This is a genomic window from Burkholderia sp. A2 (assembly GCF_001729305.1).
In the GTDB taxonomy this organism is placed as follows: domain Bacteria; phylum Pseudomonadota; class Gammaproteobacteria; order Burkholderiales; family Burkholderiaceae; genus Burkholderia; species Burkholderia sola.
The window spans coordinates 31,973-53,969 of the sequence record NZ_LZXX01000098.1; the positions used below are offsets into that span (position 1 = coordinate 31,973).

23 protein-coding genes are annotated in these 21,997 nt (G+C 68.3%); 10 read left to right on the plus strand and 13 right to left on the minus strand.

Going from position 1 to position 21,997, the window contains the following annotated elements; translation table 11 throughout:
* Positions 1–48 precede the first annotated feature (48 nt).
* A complete protein-coding gene (locus A9Z05_RS18125) occupies positions 49–1,026 on the minus strand; it encodes an NAD-dependent epimerase/dehydratase family protein (RefSeq protein ID WP_069619338.1) in 978 nt (325 codons plus the stop codon).
* 98 nt (positions 1,027–1,124) lie between these two features.
* Between A9Z05_RS18125 and A9Z05_RS18130 the strand changes: the two genes are divergently transcribed.
* The gene (locus A9Z05_RS18130) at positions 1,125–2,027 is read left to right on the plus strand and encodes a LysR family transcriptional regulator (protein WP_069619339.1); all 903 of its coding nucleotides are present in this window, start codon (positions 1,125–1,127) and stop codon (positions 2,025–2,027) included.
* 31 nt (positions 2,028–2,058) lie between these two features.
* Here A9Z05_RS18130 and A9Z05_RS18135 read toward each other — a convergent pair whose 3' ends face one another.
* Both A9Z05_RS18135 and A9Z05_RS18140 read right to left on the minus strand, forming a co-directional pair.
* Positions 2,059–2,379 carry a hypothetical protein gene (locus tag A9Z05_RS18135; RefSeq protein WP_069619340.1) on the minus strand — a complete coding sequence of 107 codons (321 nt, stop codon included), beginning with the start codon at positions 2,377–2,379 and terminating at the stop codon, positions 2,059–2,061.
* A gap of 60 nt (positions 2,380–2,439) precedes the next feature.
* On the minus strand, positions 2,440–3,312 hold the full coding sequence (locus A9Z05_RS18140) for a LysR family transcriptional regulator (protein WP_050017430.1): 873 nt from the start codon (positions 3,310–3,312) through the stop codon (positions 2,440–2,442).
* Between the two features lie 147 nt (positions 3,313–3,459).
* Between A9Z05_RS18140 and A9Z05_RS18145 the strand changes: the two genes are divergently transcribed.
* On the plus strand, positions 3,460–4,920 hold the full coding sequence (locus A9Z05_RS18145) for an MFS transporter (protein WP_069619341.1): 1,461 nt from the start codon (positions 3,460–3,462) through the stop codon (positions 4,918–4,920).
* A gap of 90 nt (positions 4,921–5,010) precedes the next feature.
* Here the strand turns inward: A9Z05_RS18145 and A9Z05_RS18150 are convergent, their stop codons facing one another.
* From A9Z05_RS18150 to A9Z05_RS18170, 5 genes are all read right to left on the minus strand, one after another.
* Complete coding sequence (locus A9Z05_RS18150) at positions 5,011–5,208, minus strand: oxidoreductase-like domain-containing protein (RefSeq protein WP_069619342.1); 198 nt, start codon at positions 5,206–5,208, stop codon at positions 5,011–5,013.
* A gap of 128 nt (positions 5,209–5,336) precedes the next feature.
* Positions 5,337–6,719, minus strand: coding sequence for a cell envelope integrity protein CreD (gene creD, locus A9Z05_RS18155; protein ID WP_069619343.1), 1,383 nt, complete (start codon positions 6,717–6,719; stop codon positions 5,337–5,339).
* A gap of 105 nt (positions 6,720–6,824) precedes the next feature.
* On the minus strand, positions 6,825–8,285 hold the full coding sequence (gene creC / locus A9Z05_RS18160) for a two-component system sensor histidine kinase CreC (RefSeq protein WP_069619344.1): 1,461 nt from the start codon (positions 8,283–8,285) through the stop codon (positions 6,825–6,827).
* Positions 8,286–8,300: 15 nt separating this feature from the next.
* Positions 8,301–9,014 carry a two-component system response regulator CreB gene (gene creB, locus A9Z05_RS18165; RefSeq protein ID WP_069619345.1) on the minus strand — a complete coding sequence of 238 codons (714 nt, stop codon included), beginning with the start codon at positions 9,012–9,014 and terminating at the stop codon, positions 8,301–8,303.
* Between the two features lie 88 nt (positions 9,015–9,102).
* On the minus strand, positions 9,103–9,816 hold the full coding sequence (locus tag A9Z05_RS18170) for an SDR family NAD(P)-dependent oxidoreductase (protein ID WP_069619346.1): 714 nt from the start codon (positions 9,814–9,816) through the stop codon (positions 9,103–9,105).
* Positions 9,817–10,190: 374 nt separating this feature from the next.
* Here A9Z05_RS18170 and A9Z05_RS18175 point away from each other — a divergent pair, with 374 nt between their 5' ends.
* Positions 10,191–10,868 carry a dihydrodipicolinate reductase C-terminal domain-containing protein gene (locus tag A9Z05_RS18175; protein ID WP_069619347.1) on the plus strand — a complete coding sequence of 226 codons (678 nt, stop codon included), beginning with the start codon at positions 10,191–10,193 and terminating at the stop codon, positions 10,866–10,868.
* 93 nt (positions 10,869–10,961) lie between these two features.
* Here the strand turns inward: A9Z05_RS18175 and A9Z05_RS18180 are convergent, their stop codons facing one another.
* Positions 10,962–11,771: an SDR family oxidoreductase gene (locus A9Z05_RS18180; protein WP_069619348.1), complete on the minus strand. Its 810-nt coding sequence runs from the start codon at positions 11,769–11,771 to the stop codon at positions 10,962–10,964.
* Positions 11,768–12,601, minus strand: coding sequence for a molybdenum cofactor biosynthesis F family protein (locus A9Z05_RS18185; protein ID WP_069619349.1), 834 nt, complete (start codon positions 12,599–12,601; stop codon positions 11,768–11,770). Before A9Z05_RS18185 ends, A9Z05_RS18180 begins: the two co-directional genes overlap by 4 nt.
* A gap of 170 nt (positions 12,602–12,771) precedes the next feature.
* Here A9Z05_RS18185 and A9Z05_RS18190 point away from each other — a divergent pair, with 170 nt between their 5' ends.
* The 3 genes from A9Z05_RS18190 to A9Z05_RS18200 all read left to right on the plus strand — a co-directional run bounded on the left by A9Z05_RS18190 (position 12,772) and on the right by A9Z05_RS18200 (position 15,429).
* Positions 12,772–13,566 carry an AraC family transcriptional regulator gene (locus tag A9Z05_RS18190; protein WP_069619350.1) on the plus strand — a complete coding sequence of 265 codons (795 nt, stop codon included), beginning with the start codon at positions 12,772–12,774 and terminating at the stop codon, positions 13,564–13,566.
* 180 nt (positions 13,567–13,746) lie between these two features.
* The gene (locus tag A9Z05_RS18195; RefSeq protein ID WP_069619351.1) at positions 13,747–14,679 is read left to right on the plus strand and encodes a DMT family transporter; all 933 of its coding nucleotides are present in this window, start codon (positions 13,747–13,749) and stop codon (positions 14,677–14,679) included.
* Positions 14,680–14,880: 201 nt separating this feature from the next.
* Positions 14,881–15,429 carry a permease gene (locus tag A9Z05_RS18200; protein ID WP_069619352.1) on the plus strand — a complete coding sequence of 183 codons (549 nt, stop codon included), beginning with the start codon at positions 14,881–14,883 and terminating at the stop codon, positions 15,427–15,429.
* A 95-nt stretch (positions 15,430–15,524) separates the two neighbouring features.
* Here A9Z05_RS18200 and A9Z05_RS18205 read toward each other — a convergent pair whose 3' ends face one another.
* Positions 15,525–15,659 (minus strand): entericidin A/B family lipoprotein, encoded by a 135-nt coding sequence (locus tag A9Z05_RS18205; RefSeq protein WP_050017418.1) that lies wholly within the window; start codon positions 15,657–15,659, stop codon positions 15,525–15,527.
* Positions 15,660–15,904: 245 nt separating this feature from the next.
* Between A9Z05_RS18205 and A9Z05_RS18210 the strand changes: the two genes are divergently transcribed.
* Positions 15,905–17,200, plus strand: coding sequence for an aspartate carbamoyltransferase (locus A9Z05_RS18210; RefSeq protein ID WP_069619353.1), 1,296 nt, complete (start codon positions 15,905–15,907; stop codon positions 17,198–17,200).
* Positions 17,201–17,331: 131 nt separating this feature from the next.
* Here the strand turns inward: A9Z05_RS18210 and A9Z05_RS18215 are convergent, their stop codons facing one another.
* Positions 17,332–17,751 carry a type II toxin-antitoxin system VapC family toxin gene (locus A9Z05_RS18215; protein ID WP_069619354.1) on the minus strand — a complete coding sequence of 140 codons (420 nt, stop codon included), beginning with the start codon at positions 17,749–17,751 and terminating at the stop codon, positions 17,332–17,334.
* A complete protein-coding gene (locus tag A9Z05_RS18220; RefSeq protein WP_069619355.1) occupies positions 17,748–17,987 on the minus strand; it encodes an Arc family DNA-binding protein in 240 nt (79 codons plus the stop codon). Before A9Z05_RS18220 ends, A9Z05_RS18215 begins: the two co-directional genes overlap by 4 nt.
* Positions 17,988–18,307: 320 nt before the next feature.
* On the opposite strand from A9Z05_RS18220, the gene A9Z05_RS18225 reads away from it, so the two are divergent.
* The 3 genes from A9Z05_RS18225 to A9Z05_RS18235 are packed head-to-tail and all read left to right on the plus strand — an operon-like array spanning position 18,308 to position 21,990.
* The gene (locus tag A9Z05_RS18225) at positions 18,308–20,551 is read left to right on the plus strand and encodes a TonB-dependent siderophore receptor (protein ID WP_069619356.1); all 2,244 of its coding nucleotides are present in this window, start codon (positions 18,308–18,310) and stop codon (positions 20,549–20,551) included.
* Between the two features lie 3 nt (positions 20,552–20,554).
* The gene (locus tag A9Z05_RS18230; RefSeq protein WP_069619357.1) at positions 20,555–21,310 is read left to right on the plus strand and encodes a tetratricopeptide repeat protein; all 756 of its coding nucleotides are present in this window, start codon (positions 20,555–20,557) and stop codon (positions 21,308–21,310) included.
* On the plus strand, positions 21,307–21,990 hold the full coding sequence (locus A9Z05_RS18235; RefSeq protein ID WP_069619358.1) for a Fe2+-dependent dioxygenase: 684 nt from the start codon (positions 21,307–21,309) through the stop codon (positions 21,988–21,990). The genes A9Z05_RS18230 and A9Z05_RS18235 overlap by 4 nt, the downstream gene beginning before the upstream one ends.
* Positions 21,991–21,997 lie beyond the last annotated feature (7 nt).

Genomic DNA, 21,997 nt, shown 5'->3' on the forward strand with positions numbered 1-21,997 from the left:
GAAGCGCGGATCATAGCAGAGCCGCGCGACATCCGCGACGACCGTGGCTCACCCGAGACACCCGAGCCCCGCCAGCGTCGCCTCCACCGCCGTATCGAGCGGCGTCACCGGCTCGCGGCCGAGCACCGCGGTCACGCGCGCGTTGTCCATCCGGATCGGTTCGCGCCACAGGTAACGCATCTCGAGCAATTCGCGCAGCGTCGTGACGAACGGCGCGGCCGCCCACACGAGCCACCACGGGAAGTCGCGCAGCGTCGGCCGCATGCCGTGCCGCTGCGCGACGCGTTGCACGGCCTGCGCCATCTGCATGCCGTCTTCATCCCAATGCCCGCCCAGATGAAAACGCGCGAACGGCTCCAGCGTCTCGCGCCGCTCGATCAGCTCGACCATCGTGCGGGCCACGTCCGGCACGTACGACCATTGATGGCCGACGCCGCGGCTCGGCACGCTGATGGTCGCGACGGGCCGCCCCGGCTTGATCAGCCCCTGCGAGAACCAGCTGTTGCCGAGCTGCGGCCCGAAGAAATCGCCGGCCCGCACGACGATCGCCCGCACGCCGTGCACGCTGGCGTCCTGCAGCCGCCGCTCCAGTTCGACGCGGATCGCGCCCTTGCGGGTCGCCGGATGCTGCGGCGCATCTTCCCGCAGCACCGGAAACGCATCGGCGCCGAAGTTGTAGACCGTGCCCGGCAGCACGACGGTGGCCTGGGCGGCCCGGGCCGCCGCGATCGTGTTGTCGATCATCGGCAGCACCTGCGTGGCCCAGTTCCGGTATCCGGGCGGGTTCACCGCATGCACGATCACGCTGCAGCCGTGCGCGGCGCGCACCACCGCCTCGCGATCCAGCGCGTCGCCGCGCACCCATGCGATGCCGTCGCGCTCCACGCCCCCGGCGTCGAGCCCGCGCTTGAGCGCGCGCACCCGCCAGCCCGCATCGCGCAATTGCCGCGCGACTTCCCCGCCGATCCCGCCGCTCGCACCCAGCACGAGTGCCTGCCGTTGCGCCCCGCCTGCGTTTGCCAACATTGCCGCTCTCCTTGAATGACACCTCACGACACGCATTCTGGCGCGCCGGTCGCTATCAAGGAATTGCCGAACCTGGCAGATCGGCTATACATTTATGCATGACCACCGATCTGAACTGGGAACGCTACCGCACCTTCCTCGCGGTGCTGACGGAAGGCTCGCTGTCCGGCGCGGCGCGCGCGCTCGGCATCACCCAGCCGACGGCCGGCCGCCACGTCGCGGCGCTCGAAGCCGCGTTCGGCCAGACGCTGTTCACGCGCTCGCCGTCGGGCCTGCTGCCGACCGAGGCCGCGCTCGCGCTGCGCGGCCATGCGGAGGCGCTGCGCAGCGCGGCGGCCGCGTTCGAGCGCGCGGCGGCCAGCCACGGCGCCGGCGTGCGCGGCATCGTGCGGATCTCGGCCAGCGACGTGATCGCCGTCGAGGTGCTGCCGCCGATGCTCGCGCAGTTACGGCGCGACCATCCGGGGCTCGTGATCGAACTGGTGCCGACGGACCGCATCCAGGACGTGCTGAAGCGTGAGGCCGACATCGCGGTCCGGATGGCGCCGCCCGCGCAGGACGCGCTCGTCGCGCGACGCGTCGGCGACATCGAGGTCGGGCTGTATGCGCGCGACGATTACCTGGCGCACCACGGCGCGCCCGCGACGAGCGACGCACTCGCGCATCACGCGCTGATCGGCTTCGATACAGTCACGCCGTTCATCCGCTCGGCGGGGCGTGGACTGCCGCTCTGGAAGCGCGATGCGTTCGCGCTGCGCACCGACAGCAATCTCGCGCAGCTCGCGATGATCCGCGCCGGCTACGGGATCGGCTTCTGCCAGACGGCGCTCGCGAAACGCGACGCGCGGCTCGTGCGCGTGCTGCCCGACGGGCCCGCGATGCGGCTGGAAACCTGGGTCGTGATGCACGAAGACCTGCGGACGAGCCCGCGCTGCCGCGCCGTGTTCGATGCACTGGCCAACGGGCTGCGTGCGTATGCGGACGGTGAGGTCGCCGAGTAGAAAGCCGCGGGCACGAATAGCGCGGCCGCCGCTATTCGTAGATTTTCCCGGCGAACAGGATATCGGCGATGCGCCGCCAAGGATTGTCGGGCACGTCATAGAAGCGCAGCCCCTCTTCCGACGCCTCGGCCCAGTCGATCATCGCTTCCAGGTATTCGCCGATCGAACGATTTTCCCAACCGAGCGCGGCGTGCGCGTATGGCGACAGCGGCGCGTCGGCCTCGAGCTGCCGCTCCGTGTGCCAGTCATGGCCGAGCACGCGCAGGAAGTGAATCAGCGAACGCTCGTCGACCACGCGTTCCAGCGCATCCTGCAGCTTCGCGGCCATCTCGCTCTTCAGCTCATCGTTCATGTCCGTGGCCCCCTGGCGCGCCTCTCGATGACGCGCCGCCGCGTGTCGCGCGGCATGGTTTTACATCAGCAGTTGACGCGACAGCACCTCGCGCGCCTGGGTGACGGTTTCACGTTCGCCCGGCAGCGGCGGCGTCAGCGAAAACACCGCGTCGGGCAGCGGCGGCAGCCGGTATTTGGTGCCGAGCCGCATCAGGCCGTCACCGATCGCCGACGCGCACAGGCAGCCGACCCCAAGCCCCGCCGCGAGCATCGACTGCAACCCCGCGACGCCCGACGCGCTGTGCACGAGCACGTACGGCGTGTGCTGCTCGTCGAGCGAGCGCACCGCGACCTGATGCATCATGCAGTCGTCCGGCAGCAGCACCAGCGGCAGCGGCTCGGGCAACTGCTCGGCGAGCGCCGGCGACGCGACCCATGACAATGGTTCGCGACGCAGCACCCAGCGCGTGTCGGCCGACACCGGCCGGAACGGCCCGCTCGACATGTTCATCACCACGCCGAGATCGATCTGCCCGCGTGCGTGCGCCGCTTCGATCTCCGCGCTCTTCATCGCGCTCACGTGCAGGCTCAATTGCGGGTAGCACTCCCGCAGCCGCGCCAGCATGCCCGCCACTTCATTCGTGCGGTAGTAGTCGGTGATCGCGACGCGCAGCTCGCCCTTGATCGCCTGCCCGCGCAGCTCGTCGAACGCGGCCTCGTTCAGCGCGACGATGCGCCGCGCGTGCTGCAGCAGCCGCGAGCCGGCCGGCGTCGGCTCGACGCCGCGCTTGCTGCGCACGAACAACGGCACGCCGGCGCGCGATTCGAGCTTGCGCACCTGCTCGCTGACCGTCGACTGCGACAGGTGCAGGAGCGGCGCGGCGGCCGTCAGGCTGCCGGCGTCCGCGACCGCCGCGAAAGTGCGCAACTGATCCAGGTCGAAACCGCGCATCGTCATCCTCCATCCATCGAATAACCCGATGGATGCTACCACTCTTTCCCGCTTTTCCGAATCATGGGCGATACCCAGAATAAGCGGTCAACGGCCCGATCGCGTCGATCGTCTATCCGGCCCTCATTCTTTGGATCTGCTTTCATCATGACGAACAACACCCTCGCTCCCTGCGCGCCGGCCGGCGCGGCTGCCGCGGCGACGCCGCGCGGCCACCACGGCTGGGCGCTCGTGGTCCTGCTGGTCGGCGCCATTCTGCCGCCGCTCGACTACTTCATCGTGAATCTCGCGCTCCCGGCCATTCGCGACGGCATTGGCGCGCGCCAGGCCGAGTTGCAGCTCGTCGTGTCCGCCTATGCGTGTGCGAACGCGGTCGTCCAGATCACCGGGGGGCGGCTCGGTGACCTGTACGGACGCAAGCGCATGTTCATGGTCGGCATGGCCGGCTTCGTGCTCGCGTCGACGCTGTGCGGGCTCGCCGACAACGGCACGGTGCTCGTCGGGGGCCGCGTACTGCAGGGCCTGTTCGCCGCGATCCTCGCGCCGCAGGTGCTCGCGACGATCCGCAGCGTGTTCAGCCCGCAGGAACAGGTGCGCGTGATGGGCTTCTACGGGTTCGCGTTCGGCCTCGCGGCCGTGATCGGCCAGCTCGGCGGCGGCGCGCTGATCAGCCTGCATCCGTTCGGGCTCGGGTGGCGCGCGATCTTTCTCGTCAATCTGCCGATCGGCATCCTGGCGCTGATCGGCAGCTGGCGCTTCATCCCGGAAAACCGCGCGCCGCGCGGCCAGCGCATCGACGTGCCGGGCACGGTGCTGATGTCGCTGTTCCTGCTGATGATCGTGTACCCGCTCACGCACGGTCGGGAAGCCGGCTGGCCGCTGTGGATGATCGCGTGCGGCATCGGGGCGCTGCCGATGCTCGGCGCGCTGCTGACGGTCGAAGCGCGCCGGCTCGCGCGCGGCCACGATCCGCTGCTCGACGTGCGGCTGTTCCGCAACCCGGTCGTCGCGCTCGGGCTTCTGCTCGCGTTCCTGTTCTACATGCTCAGCGCGTTCTTCCTGAGCTACGGGATCTATCTGCAGGGCTGCCTGAACTGGTCGCCGCTCGCGTCCGGGTTCGCGATCCTGCCGCTCGGGCTCGGCTTCCTCGCGAGCCCGCTGCTGATGACGCGCCTCGTCGCCCGCTTCGGCGGATATCGCGTGCTCACGCTCGGCTTCGCGATGCTCGCGGCCGGCGTCGCGATCGCCGCCGCGCTCGCCCGCGACGGCGCGCCGGGGCCCGGCTTCTATGCGGGCATCGCGGCGATCGGCATCGGGCAAGGGCTCGTGCTGCCGTCGGTCGTGCGGATCGTGCTCGCGGAAGTCGATGCGGCGCGCGCGGGGGTCGCGTCGGGGATGGTCAGCGCGATGCTGCAGATCGGCGCGGCGGTCGGCGCCGCGACGATCGGCGGCGTGTTCTTCGCGCGGCTCGGCGTCCATCCGGCCGCACTCGATTACGTGCAAGGGTTCAGGACGTCGATGTTCACGCTGACGATCGTGTTGCTGGGCTGCATTGCATTGTCGATGGCGCTCGGGCCGCTGCATCGGCGGCTGCATGCGGATGCGTGACGCCTGGTGCGCGACGGGATTGGCCTCGTCAGTCCAACGCCGGCAACAGACGCGGCGCATGCAACGCATGGCCGCTCGCCGGCGTCCGGTTTATTTGCGATGCTCGCGCTCTGCCTGCCGCGCCTCCCATTCGGCCAGTTCGACGCGATAGCGCGCGAGCGCTTCGTCGTACAGGTCGAAGACGCACGGCGAGCAGCCGCTGTTGCAGCAGTCTTCCAGTTCGGGTTGGATGGGCGGGGTCGGACGGGGATCGTCGATGGACGGATCTCCGGAAGCTTGGTTCGGCACGGCGTGGTCCGGTAATGTGGAGCGGTCAGTATAGGGCGATCCGGGCCGCCGCCGCGTTCGGCAAGCCGGGCGGGCGACGACGAACGCGTCCCTCACTGCGCGATCGCCGATCCCACCCGCTCGCTCGCCTACTTCGCCGACGCGCCCGGCTTCACCGCCGCCGGCTTGTCGGCCAGCGGCTGCCACGCGGCGCCGAGCGAATACCAGTCGACGCGGCGCGTGAGCATCATGATGCCGGCGAGAATCGCGAACAGCAGCAGCGAACCGAGCATCAGCGCATTGTCTTCCGACAGCAGGAGTCCGTAGAGCGCCCCGTACAGCATCGCGAGCAGCGTCGTGAACGTTGCGCCGCGCTTCACGCTGTGCAGCACGAACGACAGGTAGAAGCCGAGCAGCCCGATGCATGCGCCGCTCGCCGCGAGATACGCATAGCCGAACGCAATGTGCTCGGACAGGCTCAGCAGCAGCAGGAAGAACAGCGCGAGCGACAGGCCGACCAGCGTGTACTGGATCGGGTGAATGCGCAGCCGCTTCACGAGCTCGTACATGAAGAAGCTCGCGAACGTGAGCATCACGAACAACGCGCCGTATTTCGTCGCGCGCTCGGCCTGCAGATAGACGTTCACGGGCTCGATCACCGACACCGACGCCATCTCGATCTCGCCGTCGCCGGACGCCACTTGCTCGCGCGCCTTCGTGTTGAACGACGTCACGTGCCAGTTGCTGACGAAGCCGCGCGCGTCGATCGTGCGATCGGCCGGCAGGAATTCGCCGCCGAAGCTCGGATGCGGCCACGTCGATTTCAGCGAGAAGTCGTTCTGGTCGCCCACCGGCGCGAACGCGACCGATTCGGCGCCCGCCAGTGGCAGGCCGATGCTGAATGGCACGACCGCCGCGCCTGCGTTTGCGTCCGCCAGCGCCGCGAGATCGACGTTCGCATGCACGCCCTGGCGCAGGCCCTCGAGCCGCGTGCCCTGCTCCACGTCGATCCGCTTGCCGCCGATGCGCAGGTCGGGCTGCGCCTTCAACCCGCGAAGGTCGCCGATGCCGAGTGCGACATACGCGCCGTCGATCTTGAAGCTCACGTGGCCGTCGGCCTGCGGCAGCTTCTTCAGGTCCGGCAGCGGCAGCGTGCCCGTCATCCGGCTGTCGAGCCCGTACACGAGCGCCTTGTGGATGCCGCGATAGCGCACGCTGACCGACAGCGTGCCGTCCACGTTCAGCGTCTTCGGAAACACGAGCAGCCGTTTCGTCTCGCTTTTCAGGCTGGTTTTCGCCTTGCCGCCGGCGCGCACGTCGTCGCTGACGCGCGTGACTTCCGTGTAACGGACGACGAGCACCGGCCCCGTCACCGTCTGCGGGCCCGCGTAGCTCGCCCAGATGCTCTGGAGCGCGCTCTGCCGATAGTCGGCGCGTTCCCGCACGATGCTCTGGACCATCTGCAGCGGGATCAGGATCGCGAGCGCCAGGAGCGCGGTGATCATGGACTTGAACAACAGGACTCGATTCATTGCTGACAGATACCGGAGTGGAAGGTACGGTCAGCATGAGCGGCCCCGGTGAAGGGCGATTGAAGCCGGCGTGAAGCGAATGTGTGGCGAGCGTGAAGCGCGCGGTCAGCCCGCCGACGGCAGCGTGAGCGTCGCGCACGCGCCGCCTTCCGCGCGGTTCGCGAGCGCGACCCGGCCGTGGTGCAGCATCGCGACTTCGCGGACGAAACACAGCCCGAGGCCCGTGCTGCGATCCTGCCCGTCGGGACGCGGCAGCGAATAGAAGCGTTCGAACACGCGCGACAGCGCATAGTCGGGCACGCCGGGGCCGTCGTCGGCGACGCGCACCACGGCGACGTGCGCCCTGCCCGCCGGCTGCCGCTCGAGCGCGATCCGGATCGTGCTGCCCTGCGGCGCGAAATCCAGCGCGTTGTCGAGCAGGTTGCCGAGCGCCTGCCGCAGCAGGAACGGATCGCCGTCGACGACCGGCGCATCGGCCCCGTCAGCCGCATCGTTCGCTTCGATCCGCAGGCTCACGCCGCGCTGCCGCGCGCGCGGCTCGATATCGTCGACGAGCTGTTCGAGCACCGGCCGCAGCGCGACCGGCTCGTGCACCGACAGCCGCTGCTTCTGCTCGACCTCGGCCAGCGCGAGCAGCTTGCGGATCATCTGTTCGAGGCGGCCGGCCTGGCGGCGAATGTTCTCGGTGAAACGCCGGCGGTTCGCGACCGGCATGTCTTCCTGCAACAGCTCGGCCGCGCCGCTGATCGCGGCCAGCGGGCTCTTCATCTCGTGCGTGAGCGTGTGGATGTAGGTTTCGACGTACTGCCGGTCTTCCAGCCGCTGATGCATGCTTTCCACCGCGCGCCCGAGTTCGGCCAGCTCGTTCGCGCCCTGCAGCGGCATCGACGCGCGCTCGCCGGCCGCGATCGCGCGCGCATAGCGCTGCAGGCGCCGCAGCCCGAGCACCAGCCACCACGTGCACGCGGCGCCGATCAGGATCGCGCCGCCCATCAGCAACGCGCCGTACAGCATGATCTTGCGCTGGCTGCGCGCGATGAACGGCGCGACCGTCTGGTTCGGCTTCGCGATCGTCAGCACGCCGATGATCTCGTTGCCGCGCCGGATCGGCGCCGCCACGTGCATCACGGTGCTGCTGTCGTCGTTCGGATCGCTGCGCGTGCTGCGCGCGCCGTATTCGCCGCGCAGCGTCCGGTATACGTCGTTCCAGCGCGAATAGTCCTGCCCGACCGCGCTGCCGGACGAGTCGTAGCGGACGATGCCGTGCGCGTCGGTGATGTAGAGACGGTAGCCGATCGCGTTCTTCTGAATGCCCCACACGTTCGCGCTGACCGGGCGCTCGTGCAGTTTCCCGAGCTGCCGCGCGAACGCGCCGTCGGCGATATGGCCGGTCGCCATGTCGTCGGCCGCCAGCGTCGCCAGCACCTGCGCGGTATCGACGAGCGTGTCTTCCATCGCTTCGCGCACGCCGGGCTTCACTTCCTGCACGAACACGCGCAGCGTGATCAGCGCGGCCAGGCCGACGATCAGGAAAAATCCGAAGAAGATGCGCAGGCCGATATGCATGGGCGGTGTCGATCGTTACGGTTGCAGCGAATAACCCATCCCGCGATGCGTGCGGATCGGGTCGCGCTCGGGATCGATCGCGCGCAGCTTGGCGCGCAGCGTCTTGATGTGCGTGTCGACCGTGCGGTCGGCCGAATCGAGCGCCTCGTGCCACACGAGATCCATCAATTGTTCGCGCGAGTAGATGCGGCCCGGATGCCGGACCAGCAACGCAAGCAGCCCGAATTCGTAGCGCGTCAGGTCCAGCGCGTGGCCGAGCCACGCCACCCGCGCGCCGTCGGCATCGAGCGTGAAGCCGGCGGCGACCGGTGCAGGCGCGTCGGCCGACGCGGGCGCGGGCGCCGGCTCCGGTGTGGCGACCCGGCGGAAGCGGCGCAGGATCACGCGCACCCGTGCAGCCAGCTCGCGCGGCGAAAACGGCTTGACGACGTAATCGTCGGCGCCGATCTCGAGCCCGACGATCCGGTCGATCTCGTCGTGCCGCGCGGTCAGGAAAATCACCGGAACATCGGTGAACGTGCGCAGCCGTCGGCATACCTCGAAGCCGCTGAGGTCCGGCAGGCCGACGTCGAGCACCACGAGATCGACACGCGTGTCGCGCAGTCGGTCGAGCGCCGCCTGCCCGAGCGTGCAGTGAACGGTCTGCATGCCGTCGGTGCCGAGGGCATAGACGATCGTGTCCGCGATCGCCTGTTCGTCTTCGGCGATCAGGATGGTGGGCTGAGTCATGGTGTCGGGTTCGGTCTCGGGTCCGGGTCGCGCAATCCGGTGCGACATTGTACGCACGGCCGGACCTGGCGAGCCCTCCCCCGGCGCACTACGCGACGCGGCCGCTCACCGGAATCGACGCCCCGGTGATCGCCTGCGCGTCGGCCGACAGCAGGAATCCGATCGTCGCCGCGAGCTGTTCGGGGCGGACCCAGCGCGAGAAATCGGCGTCCGGCATGTCCTTGCGGTTCGGCGGCGTGTCGATGATGCTCGGCAGCAGCGCGTTCACGGTCACGCCGCGATCGAGCAGTTCCGCCGCCAGCGCCTCGGTGAGCCGCGCGACACCCGCCTTCGCGGCAGCATACGCGCCCATCCCCGCGCCGGCCTTGAACGCCGCGCCCGCACCGATGTTGACGATGCGACCGGCCTGGCTCGCCACCAGGTACGGCAGCGCGGCCTTCGACGCGTTCAGCGCCGTCCTCACGTTCAGTTCGTACATGCGGTCCCACGTGGCGGCATCGCCGTCGGCGACCGTCTGCCACACGAATGCGCCGGCGATGTTCAGCAGCGCGTCGACCCGGCCGAATTCGCGGTTCACCGTGTCGAGCGCCTGTACGGCGGCCTGCGGATCGACGAGGTCGATGCCGCCGATGCGCAGCGCATCGGCCGGCACGCCGGGCAGCGCCTGCGCCGCCGGCGCCGCGCCGCGGCCGATCAGCGCGACGCGTGCGCCGCGCTCGCCGAGCCACGCGGCCGTCGCGACGCCCAGATGACCGAAGCCGCCGGTAATCGCGACTGCCTTGCCTTTCAGGTCGTGTTCCATCGATGTGTTCTCCTGGATCGAGGGTAATGGGGATGAAATGCCGACAGCGTAGCGCCGTTCACGCGTTCGTGCGCACGGGATGAGGGTGCGGTCGCGCGGTTCGTCCGTCGGTGGACCGTGGCTGGCCGGGAGGGAAATCGGCGAAAGGTCGACGGGAGGCTGGCGGCGACCCGTCGGCGGCATCGCGAAACAGATCGCGGCCCATACGTCGCGAGACGGTGCGATGCCTGCGCGGGTCGACGAGCACGCAGTCGGACGGCCGGGCATAATGCGCGATGCCCGGCACTCATGGCCCGCGACAACGCAGCCGGGCTGGCCCGCCGACGGCCCGCGCCACCGCCGACTCGCATCCCGAACCTCAACCCGTCCATCCCATGCAAGTACTCGTCATCGGAACCGGCAAGCTCGCCAACGAGTTGCTCGGCTCGCACAAGCTCGATCCGGCCACCTGTCGCGTGATGCCGTGGTCGGACAGCACGCGAACCGACGCCCGGTCGATCGTCGTCCACGCCGGTTCCGGCCGCGAACTCGCCGCGGCGATCGCGTTCTGCCAGGCCACCGCGTCCCCGCTCGTCGAGTTGTCGACCGGCTCCGACCTCGAAACAGGAACGTACGGCTTTCCGGTCGTGCTGTGTCCGAACACGAACATCCTGATGCTCAAGTTCATGAGCATGCTGGAAACCAGCGGCCACCTGTTCCGCGACTGCGAGATCAGCGTGACCGAGTCGCATCAGGCCGGCAAGACGTCCGTCCCCGGCACGGCCGTCGGCATCGCCCAGTCGCTCGGCGTGCGACCGGAAGCCATCCGCTCCGTTCGCGACCCGGCCGTTCAGCACAGCGAATTCGGCATCCCGGCCGATCAGCTCGGCCGCCATGCGGTTCATCGGATACGCATCGACGACGGCGCCTGCAGCCTGCAGTTCGAATCGCGCGTATCCGGCGATACGCCCTACGCGGATGGCGTATCGCGGATCGTCGAGGCCGTGCGGCAGCACGATCTCGAGCCTCGTCGCTATTCGATCGTCGAATTCATCCGCAACGGCTGGCTGTAGTCACGGCGGCGGCGTGCGGCACGGCCCCATGGCGCGGGCCGCCAGCAGATGACCGCACGGCTCGCCGCGGCCGCCGCCCTCGCTGGCTCGCCGCTACCCTTCTCCCAGCACCGCCCCGCTCTCCGGCAACGTCGCCCCGCCGTCGACGACGATCGTCTGCCCGGTGATGTATGCCGCGTCGGCCGACGCGAGAAACAGCATCGCGTTCGCGATGTCGTCCGGCTCGCCCAGCCGCGCCAGCGGAATGTCGTGCGCGATCTGCGCCGCGACCGACGCGTCGCCGAGATTGCCGGCCGCCGGCGTGCGGATCATCCCCGGTTCGACGCCATTGACCGTCACGTTGCGGCGCGCCAGCTCCAGCGCCGCCGCCCGAATGAAGCCGTTCACGCCGGCCTTCGACGCCGCGTAATGCGCAAGCCCCGGATAGGCGACGCGCGGCCCCGTCACCGACGACGTGACGAGCAGCCGCCCGGCCCCCGCGCGCGCGAATGCCGGCAACGCGGCCTGCGCAAGCCAGAACAACGCCGACAGGTTGACCGACAGCGTCCGGTCGAGCGTCGGCTCGTCGATCTGCGCGAACGGCGTCAACGGAAAATACGCGGCATTGTGGATGACGACATCGAGCCGGCCGCCGTCGCGCTCGACCGCCACGACGAGCGCATCGAGTTCGGCCCGGCTCGCGGCATCGACCCGGTACGCGCGTGCATCGCCGCCCACGCGGGCCAGCGCGTCGGCCTGCGCGGCTGCCGCATCGCCGTTCAGGTCGGCGACTGCGACGAACGCATCGGATTCCGCGAAACGGCGCGCGATCGCCGCGCCGATCCCTTGCGCGGCGCCCGTGACGAGCACGACACGGCCGCTGAAATCCGCACGCAAGCGGTCGCTGCCGAGCACGGCACTCATCGTTGCGCCTCGTCGCCGAGCGGATGCACGGTTTCGTTCAGCACCTGCGCGTACGCACCGATCTGGAAATTCGACAACGTGCCGAAATCGCTGCCCTGATAGCCGAAGATCTTGCCGTCGGTCTTGCGCTGTGCGAAGTCGATCAGCACGACGCCGAGCGTCGGCACCACCTTCTCACGCCACACGAACAAGTAAAGCTCGTCTGCAATCCTGAAGTAATGACAGCGGTCGACATCGGCCAGCCCGCCTTCGACGCCCTGCAGGCACTGCCACGCGTAGAAATTCTCGTTCAGGTAGATGTGCTCGTAGCATTCGGTCGGGCTGTAGCGGTACATCGTCCGCTTGCCGATCAGCTCGCGCGTCGGCGCGTGCAGCGGCCCCGGCCGGGCGTGGCCGCCAAGCGTACCGTGTCGGAATTGCGCATCGACCGCCGTCAGCGGCAGCCCGTGCGTGACGCGCGTGAACGCATCGATGCGTGTGTCGGCTTCCGTCGGCAGCGTACCGACGACCGACGTCCACACGCCGGTGTCGAGATCGATCACCAGGCTCACCGACGTCGCCCGAGCGGTGGCATCGATGTAGTCGACGAAGTACAGCCCGTCGCGCAGCCGCGTCACGCGGCACGCCGCGCGGCCATCCGTACCGGTCGCCGCATCGCGCCACTGCAGCGCGCCCGGCTCGAACGTATAGACCCGCCACGCGCCCGATGCGTCGCCGAGCGTCAGCGTCCGCCCGACGAGTGCGTCGACGGGGGCGAGAACGTTCGCGTCCGGCGCGAAGCCGTCCGCCAGCGCGCCCACCTGAATGAATACCGGATCCTGTCGTTCCACCTGCCCTCTCCCGCGCAGCTTCAGGCCCGGCGGGCCGTGTACGCTGCTCATGCGCACATGGTGCGGGTTGTGCGCGCCGCGCGGTATCCGCCAAACGGATGAAGGGCGCGCGGCGCCGGAACGCGCTAAAGTGCACGTGATCCGCGCCGCCACCGGCGCGAGGAGCGCACATGCACCGTGTCACCCACTACCGACGCACCGGCGAAGGCATCGAGGCGATCACCCTCGAATCCGATCGCGCGTTTCCGCGCCACGCGCACGACGAATTCGGGGTCGGCGTGATCGTCAGCGGTGCGCATCGGTCGTGGAGCGGCCGCGGGCAGGTCGACGCACTGGCCGGCGACACGATCATGGTCAACCCGGGCGAGATGCACGACGGCTCGCCGCTCGAAGCCGGCACCGGCCGGCGCTGGCGGATGCTGTACCTTGCCCCCGCGCTGGTCGCGGGCGTCGCGGCGGAAGAAGGCGTCGGCAGCGTCGAGCTCGCGCATCCGGCCGTGCGCGACGCGTGGCTCGCGGCCGCCGTCGGCCGGCTGCATGCGCGCATCGTCGCAGGCGAAACCCAGCCGCTGGCCCGCGACGAAGCGCTCGTGATGCTCGTCGCCGGTTTGCTCGCCCGGCACGCAAACCGCACGCTGCCGGCGGCCGGCGTCGCACCGGCGGTCCGCGTCGCCCGCGAGCGGCTCGACGCGGCGCCGGCCGCACCCGTGTCGCTCGCCGAACTGGCCGACCTGAGCGGCGTCAGCCGCTTCCAGTTGCTGCGCGGCTTCGCGCGCGAGCTCGGCATCACGCCGCATGCCTATCTGGTTCAGTCGCGCACGCGGCTGGCGCGCGCGTTGCTGGCCGGCGGCCTGCCGATCGCCGATGCCGCGGCTGAAGCCGGCTTCGCCGATCAGAGCCACCTGACGCGCGCGTTCGCGCGCCAGTTCGGGATCACGCCGGGGCGGTTCACGCAGGCGGGTTAAGCCGCGCCGTCGCGCGCGCAGCGCGACGCCGTCGGGCGCACTGCATTCGCAGGCGGTTGCTGCTCAACGTGAGCCGCGCCCCATTGCGTCCTGGCATGTCGACGGCGCACCGTATTCAACGCCCCCGCCGCTGCAATTTCGTTCAAGACGTTCCGCGCCCGGTACGCGACAATGCGGCGCATGAAGACACGCCTGATCGGTTATCTCTATCTCGCCGCCGCGATGGCGGGCGTCGGCAGCACCGTCATCGCGAGCCGTCTCGCGGCCGGCGGCCTGCCGCCGTTCGCGGCCACCGCGCTGCGCTTCCTGATCGCGACTCCGCTGCTGTTCGCGCTGATGCGCGCGCAGCGCATGCGCTGGCCGCGCGTTTCCGCACGCGACGCCGTGCTGCTCGTCATCCAGGCGGCGGCGGGCGGCGTCGGCTATACGGTGCTGCTGATCAGCGGGACGAAGCTGTCGTCGCCGCTCGATGCGGGGGTGATGCTCGGCACGCTGCCGGCCATGTCGACGTTGATCGCGGCCGTCGTGCTGCGCGAGGCGCAGACGCCGCGCGACTGGCTGGCTGCCGCGCTCGCCACCGCCGGTGTGCTGTTCGTCACGTTCGCGCCAGGCCACGCGATGCCGTCGCTGCAGACGCTTGCCGGCGATACGCTGGTACTGGCGGCCGTCGCATGCGAAGCGGTTTTCATCCTGCTCAACCGGCGGCTTGCCGCGCCGTTGCCGCCGCTTGCGCTTTCCACCGCGATGTCGGGCCTCGGCTTCGCGCTCGCGCTCGTGCCGGCCGCGTTCGAATGGCGTGCGGTGGAGAGCGGCTGGACCGTCGGCGCCGTGTCGGCGATCGCGTACTACGCGCTGATTCCGACCGTGCTCGGCTACCTGTGCTGGTATGCGGGTTCGGCGCGCACGAGCGGCACCGAGGCGGCCCTGTTCACCGCGGTCGCGCCGGTTTCGGCCGTGCTGTTCGCCGTCGGGCTGTTCGGCGAAGCGCTGACCGGCACGCGTATCGCCGGCATCGCGCTCGTCGTCGCCGGCATGCTCGTCGGCGCGACGCGACGACGCGGGCCGTCCGTCGAATCACGCACGACGCTCGCTGCGCGGACCGCCTGCGACTGACTCGCGCTCATCGCGTCCCGGCGGAAACGGCGGCGGCTCCGTGCCGTCGCATCGCCTGCCGCTTCCCGCCTTCGCCGCCACGCAGCCGGCGACTGCAAGAATGTGTCCGCACACCGCAAAACCGTTGCGCACGGCTGCGCAAGATGCAATATTCGCGTGGCTGCCCCCTTTGACCACCCTCGAACAACAATCCGCCAAGCAATGAACAGGAAGGAAGCCAAAACAAGAATCGCGGCGCTGCTGTCCGCGGGAACGAGGAAGGCCGACGCGCTGGCGGAACTGTCCGGACAGGGGCTCAAGGATCGCGTGCTCGCGCACCTGATCGCGTCGCGCCCGGACCCCGAACGCTGCCGCAAGAACAAGGTGCACATCCGGATCCTGATCGCGCTCGGCATCGCCCAGTTGGTCATCAGCCTGATGCTTGCGTACTACTTCTTCGCATCCGGCGCCGGCACCGTCCTCGTCACCGTATTCGTTGCGTTGACCGTGCCGCTGTCGCTGCTGTTCATCTGGGGCTTTGCGACCCATCGTGTCGGCGCGTATCACGCGTTCATCCTGCTGTCGCTGTTGCAGATGCCGAAGACCGTCGCCGATCTCGGCCGAGATCCGGCGGCCGCGCTGCCGAGCCTCGCGATCACGGTCGTGCTGGTGGGTTACGTGTGGTTCGTCCGCAACCGGTTGTTCCCCGACTACGGCTGGTTCACGCCGCGCAAGGTCGAAGGCCGTTACGCGTTCGTGGAACGCGCCTGACGCCGCCGGCGTCGACTCGCGCACAAAAAAAAGCGCCGGGCCGCCCCGCCATCGCGGGAAGGCCCGGCGCCTTCTGCATGCCGGAACCGGTCGGCTTACTTGGCCTTTTCAGCCGAATCGCTGATCGCCTGGCCGCCCTTCGAAATATCCTGGCCCACGCCGGCGACCGTATTGCAACCGGCGAGCGCGGCGGTCAGCACCAGCAGCATTGCAGCAATCGTACGCGTCATTCTCATTCTCCTTGGAATCAACAAGCCCGACCGGGCGGATCGTGTGAATCGTGTGTGGCGTGGCGCCCGGCACGCTGCCGGACACGGGGCCTGACCTGATTATACGGAGAGCCGCGCCGCGCGCCAGTACGGCCCCGCCGCGTGTCCTGCGCGCCACACCGCGCGTGCGCGCAGATTTTTCTTGACTTCATTGCGCCAGGAACTAATATACGCACCGCGTATATTTTCCACCCCAGGAGCCGCCGATGACCGTTCCCCAGCAAGCCTTCCTCCGCGACGCGATGCGCCGCCTCAACATGACCCGGGAGGCATTCGCGAATCGCATCGGCGTCAGCCGGCGCGCACTGGATACCTGGCTGCTGCCGGACGATTCGCAGGAATCGCGCGGGATGCCCGAGATCGTCGAGCGCTTCGTGTCGGAAATCGTCGAACGCTCGGAGCCGGACGGCGAGAAGTATACGCAAAGCGTAGACAAGCAGGGGCTTGCGAAACAGTTCCTGTTCGAAGGCAAGCCGCAATTGATCTCGGTCGATCAATTCTCGCGGGATTCGGTCGAGGCGCTGTTCCGCGTGGCCGACGTCATGCAGCCGATCGCGCGGCGCCACAAGATTTCGCGCGTGCTCGAAGGCGCGGTGCTCGGCAATCTGTTCTTCGAGGCCAGCACGCGCACGCGCGTGTCGTTCGGCGCGGCCTTCTGCCGGCTCGGCGGCTCGGTGTGCGACACGACCGGCTTCACGTTCTCGTCGATGGCCAAGGGCGAATCGATCTACGACACGAGCCGCGTGATGGCCGGCTACGTCGACGCGCTCGTGATCCGTCATCCGGAAAAAGGCTCGGTGGCCGAATTCGCCCGTGCGACCAATCTGCCGGTGATCAACGGCGGCGACGGCCCCGGCGAGCACCCGAGCCAGGCGCTGCTCGACCTGTATACGATCCAGCGCGAATTCTCGCGACTCGGCAAGATCGTCGACGGCGCGCACATCGCGCTGGTCGGCGACCTGAAATACGGTCGCACCGTGCACTCGCTCGTCAAGCTGCTCGCGCTGTACCGCGGGCTGAAGTTCACGCTCGTGTCGCCGCCGACGCTCGAGATGCCGGCCTACATCGTCGAGCAGATCGCGACGAACGGCCATGTGGTCGAGCAGACGAACGACCTCGCGGCCGGGCTGCGCGGCGCGGATGTGGTCTATGCAACGCGGATCCAGAAGGAGCGCTTCACCGACGAGTCGTTCGAAGGCTATACGCCGGATTTCCAGATCAACCAGGCGCTCGTCGATTCGGTATGCAAGCCCGACACGCTGATCATGCATCCGCTGCCGCGCGACAGCCGGCCCGGCGCGAACGATCTGTCGGTCGACCTGAACCGCGACCCGCGTCTCGCGATCTTCCGGCAGACCGACAACGGCATTCCGGTGCGAATGGCGATCTTCGCGGTGCTGCTGGGTGTCGAGAATCTCGTCCAGCACTCGATGCGCGACGCGACGTGGCGTCCGCCGGCGTACCTCGGGCCGGAGGATGCCGTGTTTCACGGAATCGACTGACCGCGGCCGGTGTCGCGCGCCTTCACGGGAGATCGCTTCAGTTCAAGGGCCGCGGGCAGACGTAACGCATTCGACGCGCCGACTTGCACGGCGCGTTTTTCATTTTTAATGCAGGCGCAGGCCACCCCGCGTTAGTTGGCCCACGGGTCGATCACGCGCAGGCCCGCTGCCTCGAACGGCGCGACATCGCGCGTGGCCACGATCAAGCCGTTCGCGACGGCGGTTGCAGCGATGAAGCCATCGGCAGACGCCATCGCGTTGCCCATGCCACGCGCCTTGGCGCGAAGGCTCGCGTACGCCTTGCTGGCCGCATCGTCGAACGGCAGGATCCGGCCGCGAAACAACGGCACGACGCGCCGCTCGATACTTTGCTCGAGCCAGTCCCGCCGGCGTCCCTCCGGCAACGCCGCCACGCCGAATCGCATTTCCGCCAGACTGATCGCAGCAAGAAACAGCGTCTCGACATTCTGCGCGTCGAGCCATTCGATCACGGCTGGGTTCGGCTCGCGCCGCAGCGGCTCGGAAATGACGTTGGTATCGACGAGGATCATTCGAAGCTCATCGGATCGGCTGGCGATGTATCGCGCCGAACGTCGAAATCGATGCCACCGGCCTCCCGCCCCATTTCCGCCAGCAGCGTCCCAAGCCTGGGCCGCCCGCCGGGCTGCACGGCTTGCTCGAGGATGTCGCGTACCTCGGCCTCGGTACTGCGGCCATGTTGCGCAGCCCGGATTCGAAGCGCGCGATGCACTTCGTCGGGCAAATTTCGAACAGTAATCACCGGCATGATGCGCCTCACTACATTTGCTTGCAATGCAGTCATATTAACACCTTGCTGTCATTTGAGCCGAAAGAAGATTCGACCACTGTAAGCCGCCCGCCCCACCTCTTCCATTCGGCCGTTCGGCCATCCTCGCGGCCCTGCAAGCCCTCGCCAACCCTCCGCAACATTCGTCAACAATCCTCCCGCAAACGAGAACAAGAACGCTTCTCATTCAACAAGAAATTACATAGAATGCCGCCTGAAAACAAATCGTAATAATTCCCGGCGGCGTGCACATTTCCGCAACGCACCGCCCCGGGGCCACATCGCGAGGTCGAAGCACCATGAAGTCCCGTCCCGACGAGCTGAAGCTCGGTAAATTCACCACCCTGTGCAGCGTGCTCGCCGCGAGCCCCGCGTTTGCCGACGGCACGCCGCCCGCGGCGCCCGTCAGCCCCGAAGGCCACCTCGCGCCGATCGAAATCCAGGGCAAGACCGAGCACAGCTACAAGGCCGACTTTTCCGCTTCCGCGAAATTCACCGCGCCGCTCGTCGACACGCCGAAATCCGTCACCGTGATCCCGCAGGAACTGATCCAGAGCAGCGGCGCGGCGACGCTGACCGAAGCGCTGCGCACGGTGCCCGGCATCACGTTCGGCGCCGGCGAAGGCGGCAACCCGCTCGGCGACCGTCCGTTCATCCGCGGCTACGACACGCAGGGCAGCATGTTCGTGGACGGCATGCGCGACACGGGCGCCACCACCCGCGAGATCTTCAATACCGAGCGCGTCGAGATCACCAAGGGTTCCGACGGCGCATACGGCGGCCGCGGCGGCGCAGGCGGCAGCATCAACCTGATCACGAAGGCGCCGCATCTCGGCACGACGGCCGCCGCGAGCGCGGGCCTCGGCACCGACCGCTATCGGCGCTTCACCGCCGACGGCAACTGGCAGTTCGCCGATCACGCCGCGTTCCGCCTGAACCTGATGAGCCACAACAACGACGTCGCCGGCCGCGACGCCGTCAACAACGAGCGCTGGGGCGTCGCGCCGTCGATCGCGTTCGGCCTCGGCACGCCGACGCGCGTGACCGCGAGCTACTACCACCTGTCGACCGACGACATGCCCGACGGCGGGATCCCGTACTTCTACACGACGTCGAACAAGCCCGCGAACGTCGGCACGATCTATCCGGCGCCCGTCGATCGCCACAACTTCTACGGCCTGATCGACCGCGACTTCCGCAAGACCACGTCGGACATCAGCACGATCAAGATCGAGCACGACATCACGCCGAACCTCACGGTGCGCAACACCACGCGCTATACGGAATCGACGCAGGACTACATCTGGACGCAGCCGGACGACAGCCAGGGCAACGTGGTCAACGGCAAGGTCTGGCGCCGCAACAACAACCGCGACAGCTCGATCAACAGCCTCGCGAACCTGACCGAGCTGTTCGGCGAATTCCGCACGGGCCCGTTCAAGCACAGCTTCACGACCGGCATCGAGCTGTCCCGCGAATGGGGCAAGCGCGATTCGTACACGGTCGCAACCGACAAGGGCACGATCTGCCAGAAAGGCATCGGCGCCGTGTCGGGCTACAACTGCACGAGCCTCTGGTCGCCGAACCCGAACGATCCGTGGGCCGGCTCGATCACGCGCAACAACGACTACGCGCATGCGCGCACCACGACGAAGTCGATCTACGGCTTCGACACGATCGAGATCACGCCGCGCTGGCAGGTGAACGCCGGCGTGCGCGTCGACGACTACTCGACCCGCTTCACCGATACCAAGGCGAATGGCGGCAAGACCTATACGCGCGACGACACGCTCTTCAACTGGCAGGCCGGCCTCGTGTTCAAGCCCGCGCGGAACGGCAGCATCTACGCGTCGTATGCGACGTCGTCGACGCCGGCCGGCATGCTGCTCGGCGAAGGCAGCGAAACGCAGTCGCTGACGCCGGGCCGCGGCGGCGTCGGCCCGAACGCCGACCAGATGGCGCCCGAGAAGAACCGCAGCATCGAGCTCGGCACCAAGTGGAACATGCTGAACGACCAGTTGTCGCTGACGGCCGCGCTGTTCCAGATCGACACGACGAACGCGCGCGTGACGCTGCCGAACAACCAGTACGCGATGGTCGGCAACAAGCGCGTACAGGGCCTCGAACTCGGCGTCGCCGGCCAGATCACGAAGCAGTGGCAGGTGTTCGGCGGCTACACGTACATGAAAAGCCAACTGCGCGACAACGGCAAGGACGCCGCGAACAACGGCAACCGCTTCCCGAACACGCCGAAGCACAGCCTCACGATGTGGTCGAACTACGACGTCACGCCGAAATTCACGGTCGGCGGCGGCGCGTTCTACATGTCGGAAGTGTTCGGCGATCCCGCGAACCTGCGCGCCGTGCCGTCGTACTGGCGCTTCGACGCGATGGCGCAGTACCGGATCAACAAGAAGCTCGACCTGCAGCTGAACGTGAACAACCTGTTCAACCGCACCTACTTCGATCAGGCGTATCCGGCGCACTATGCGTCGATCGCGCCGGGCCGCTCGGCGTTCGTTACGCTGAACGCGCGCTACTGATCGATGGAGGCCGTATCGCTGAAGGCGCTCGCATCGGTATCGCCGCGCGAGTTCGCCGACATCCTGGCCGGGCCGCCCGAGCGCGCCGCCGCGTGGGTTGCGGCGGCGGCCGACCACGGCATCGTCGATGCGCAGGCTGTGTACGGGCAATACCTGCTCGACGGGCACGGCGTCGCACGCGATCCGGCCGCCGCGCTCAACTGGTTCCGGCATGCGGCGCGGGCGGGCCACCCGATGGCGATGAACATGCTCGGACGCTGCCACGAATTCGGCTGGGGCACGGCCGCCTGCGCGCCGGTCGCCGTGTACTGGTATCGGCTCGCCGCGCAGGCAGGCCTCGACTGGGGCATGTACAACTACGCGACCGCACTCGCCCTCGGCAACGGCGTCGACGAGAACCGCGCCGACGCGCTCGACTGGTTCCGCCGCGCGGCCGCGCTCGGTCACGCGAAATCGATCAACCTGATCGGCGGCTTCTACGAGGACGGCTGGGTCGTATCGGTCGATATCGACGCCGCGTTCGACCACTATCGCCGCGCCGCCATTGCCGGGGACTTCCGCGGCCAGTTCAACTATGCACGGCTGCTCGCCGAGCGTGGACGCGTCGACGAAGCGCTCGCTTGGCTCGCGCGGGTGCCGGCCACCGCGACACCCGCGTTCATCGCGAAGATGCGCGCGTATCTCGTGTCGTCGCCGCTCGACGCTTTTCGTTCGGCGGCCCTGCAGCTGGCGCCGCATGCCATGGAATTTGCATCATGATGCTTCATATCCCCGGTGTACTAACCAAGGCACAGGTCGCGCAATGCCGCGAGATGCTCGATACCGCCGACTGGGTCGACGGCAACGCGACGTCCGGCGCGCAGTCGGCGCTCGCGAAACGCAACCGGCAATTGCCGGAAGGCTCGCCGGCCGCGCGTGCGGTGGGCGATGCGATTCAGGACGCACTCGCCCGCCATCCGCTGTTCTTTTCGGCGGCGCTGCCGCTCAAGGTGTTTCCGCCGCTGTTCAATCGCTATGAAGGCGGCGAGACGTTCGGCACGCACGTCGACAACGCGATCCGGTTGCTGCGTGGCACGGATTTCCGCGTGCGCAGCGATCTGTCGGCGACGCTGTTTCTCGAGGAACCCGATGCGTACGACGGCGGCGAGCTGTGCGTCGAGGATACGTACGGCGTGCATCGTGCGAAGCTGCCGGCGGGCGACCTCGTGCTGTATCCGGCGTCGAGCCTGCATCACGTGACGCCTGTGACGCGCGGTGAGCGCGTCGCGTCGTTCTTCTGGATTCAGAGCATGGTGCGCGACGACGGTGATCGCACGCTGCTGTTTCAGCTCGATACACAGATTCAGGCGCTTTCCGCAGAAAAAGGGGCGAAGGACCCGGTGGTCATTTCACTGACAGGGATTTATCACAATCTGTTGAGGAAGTGGGCGGATGCGTGAGATTGCA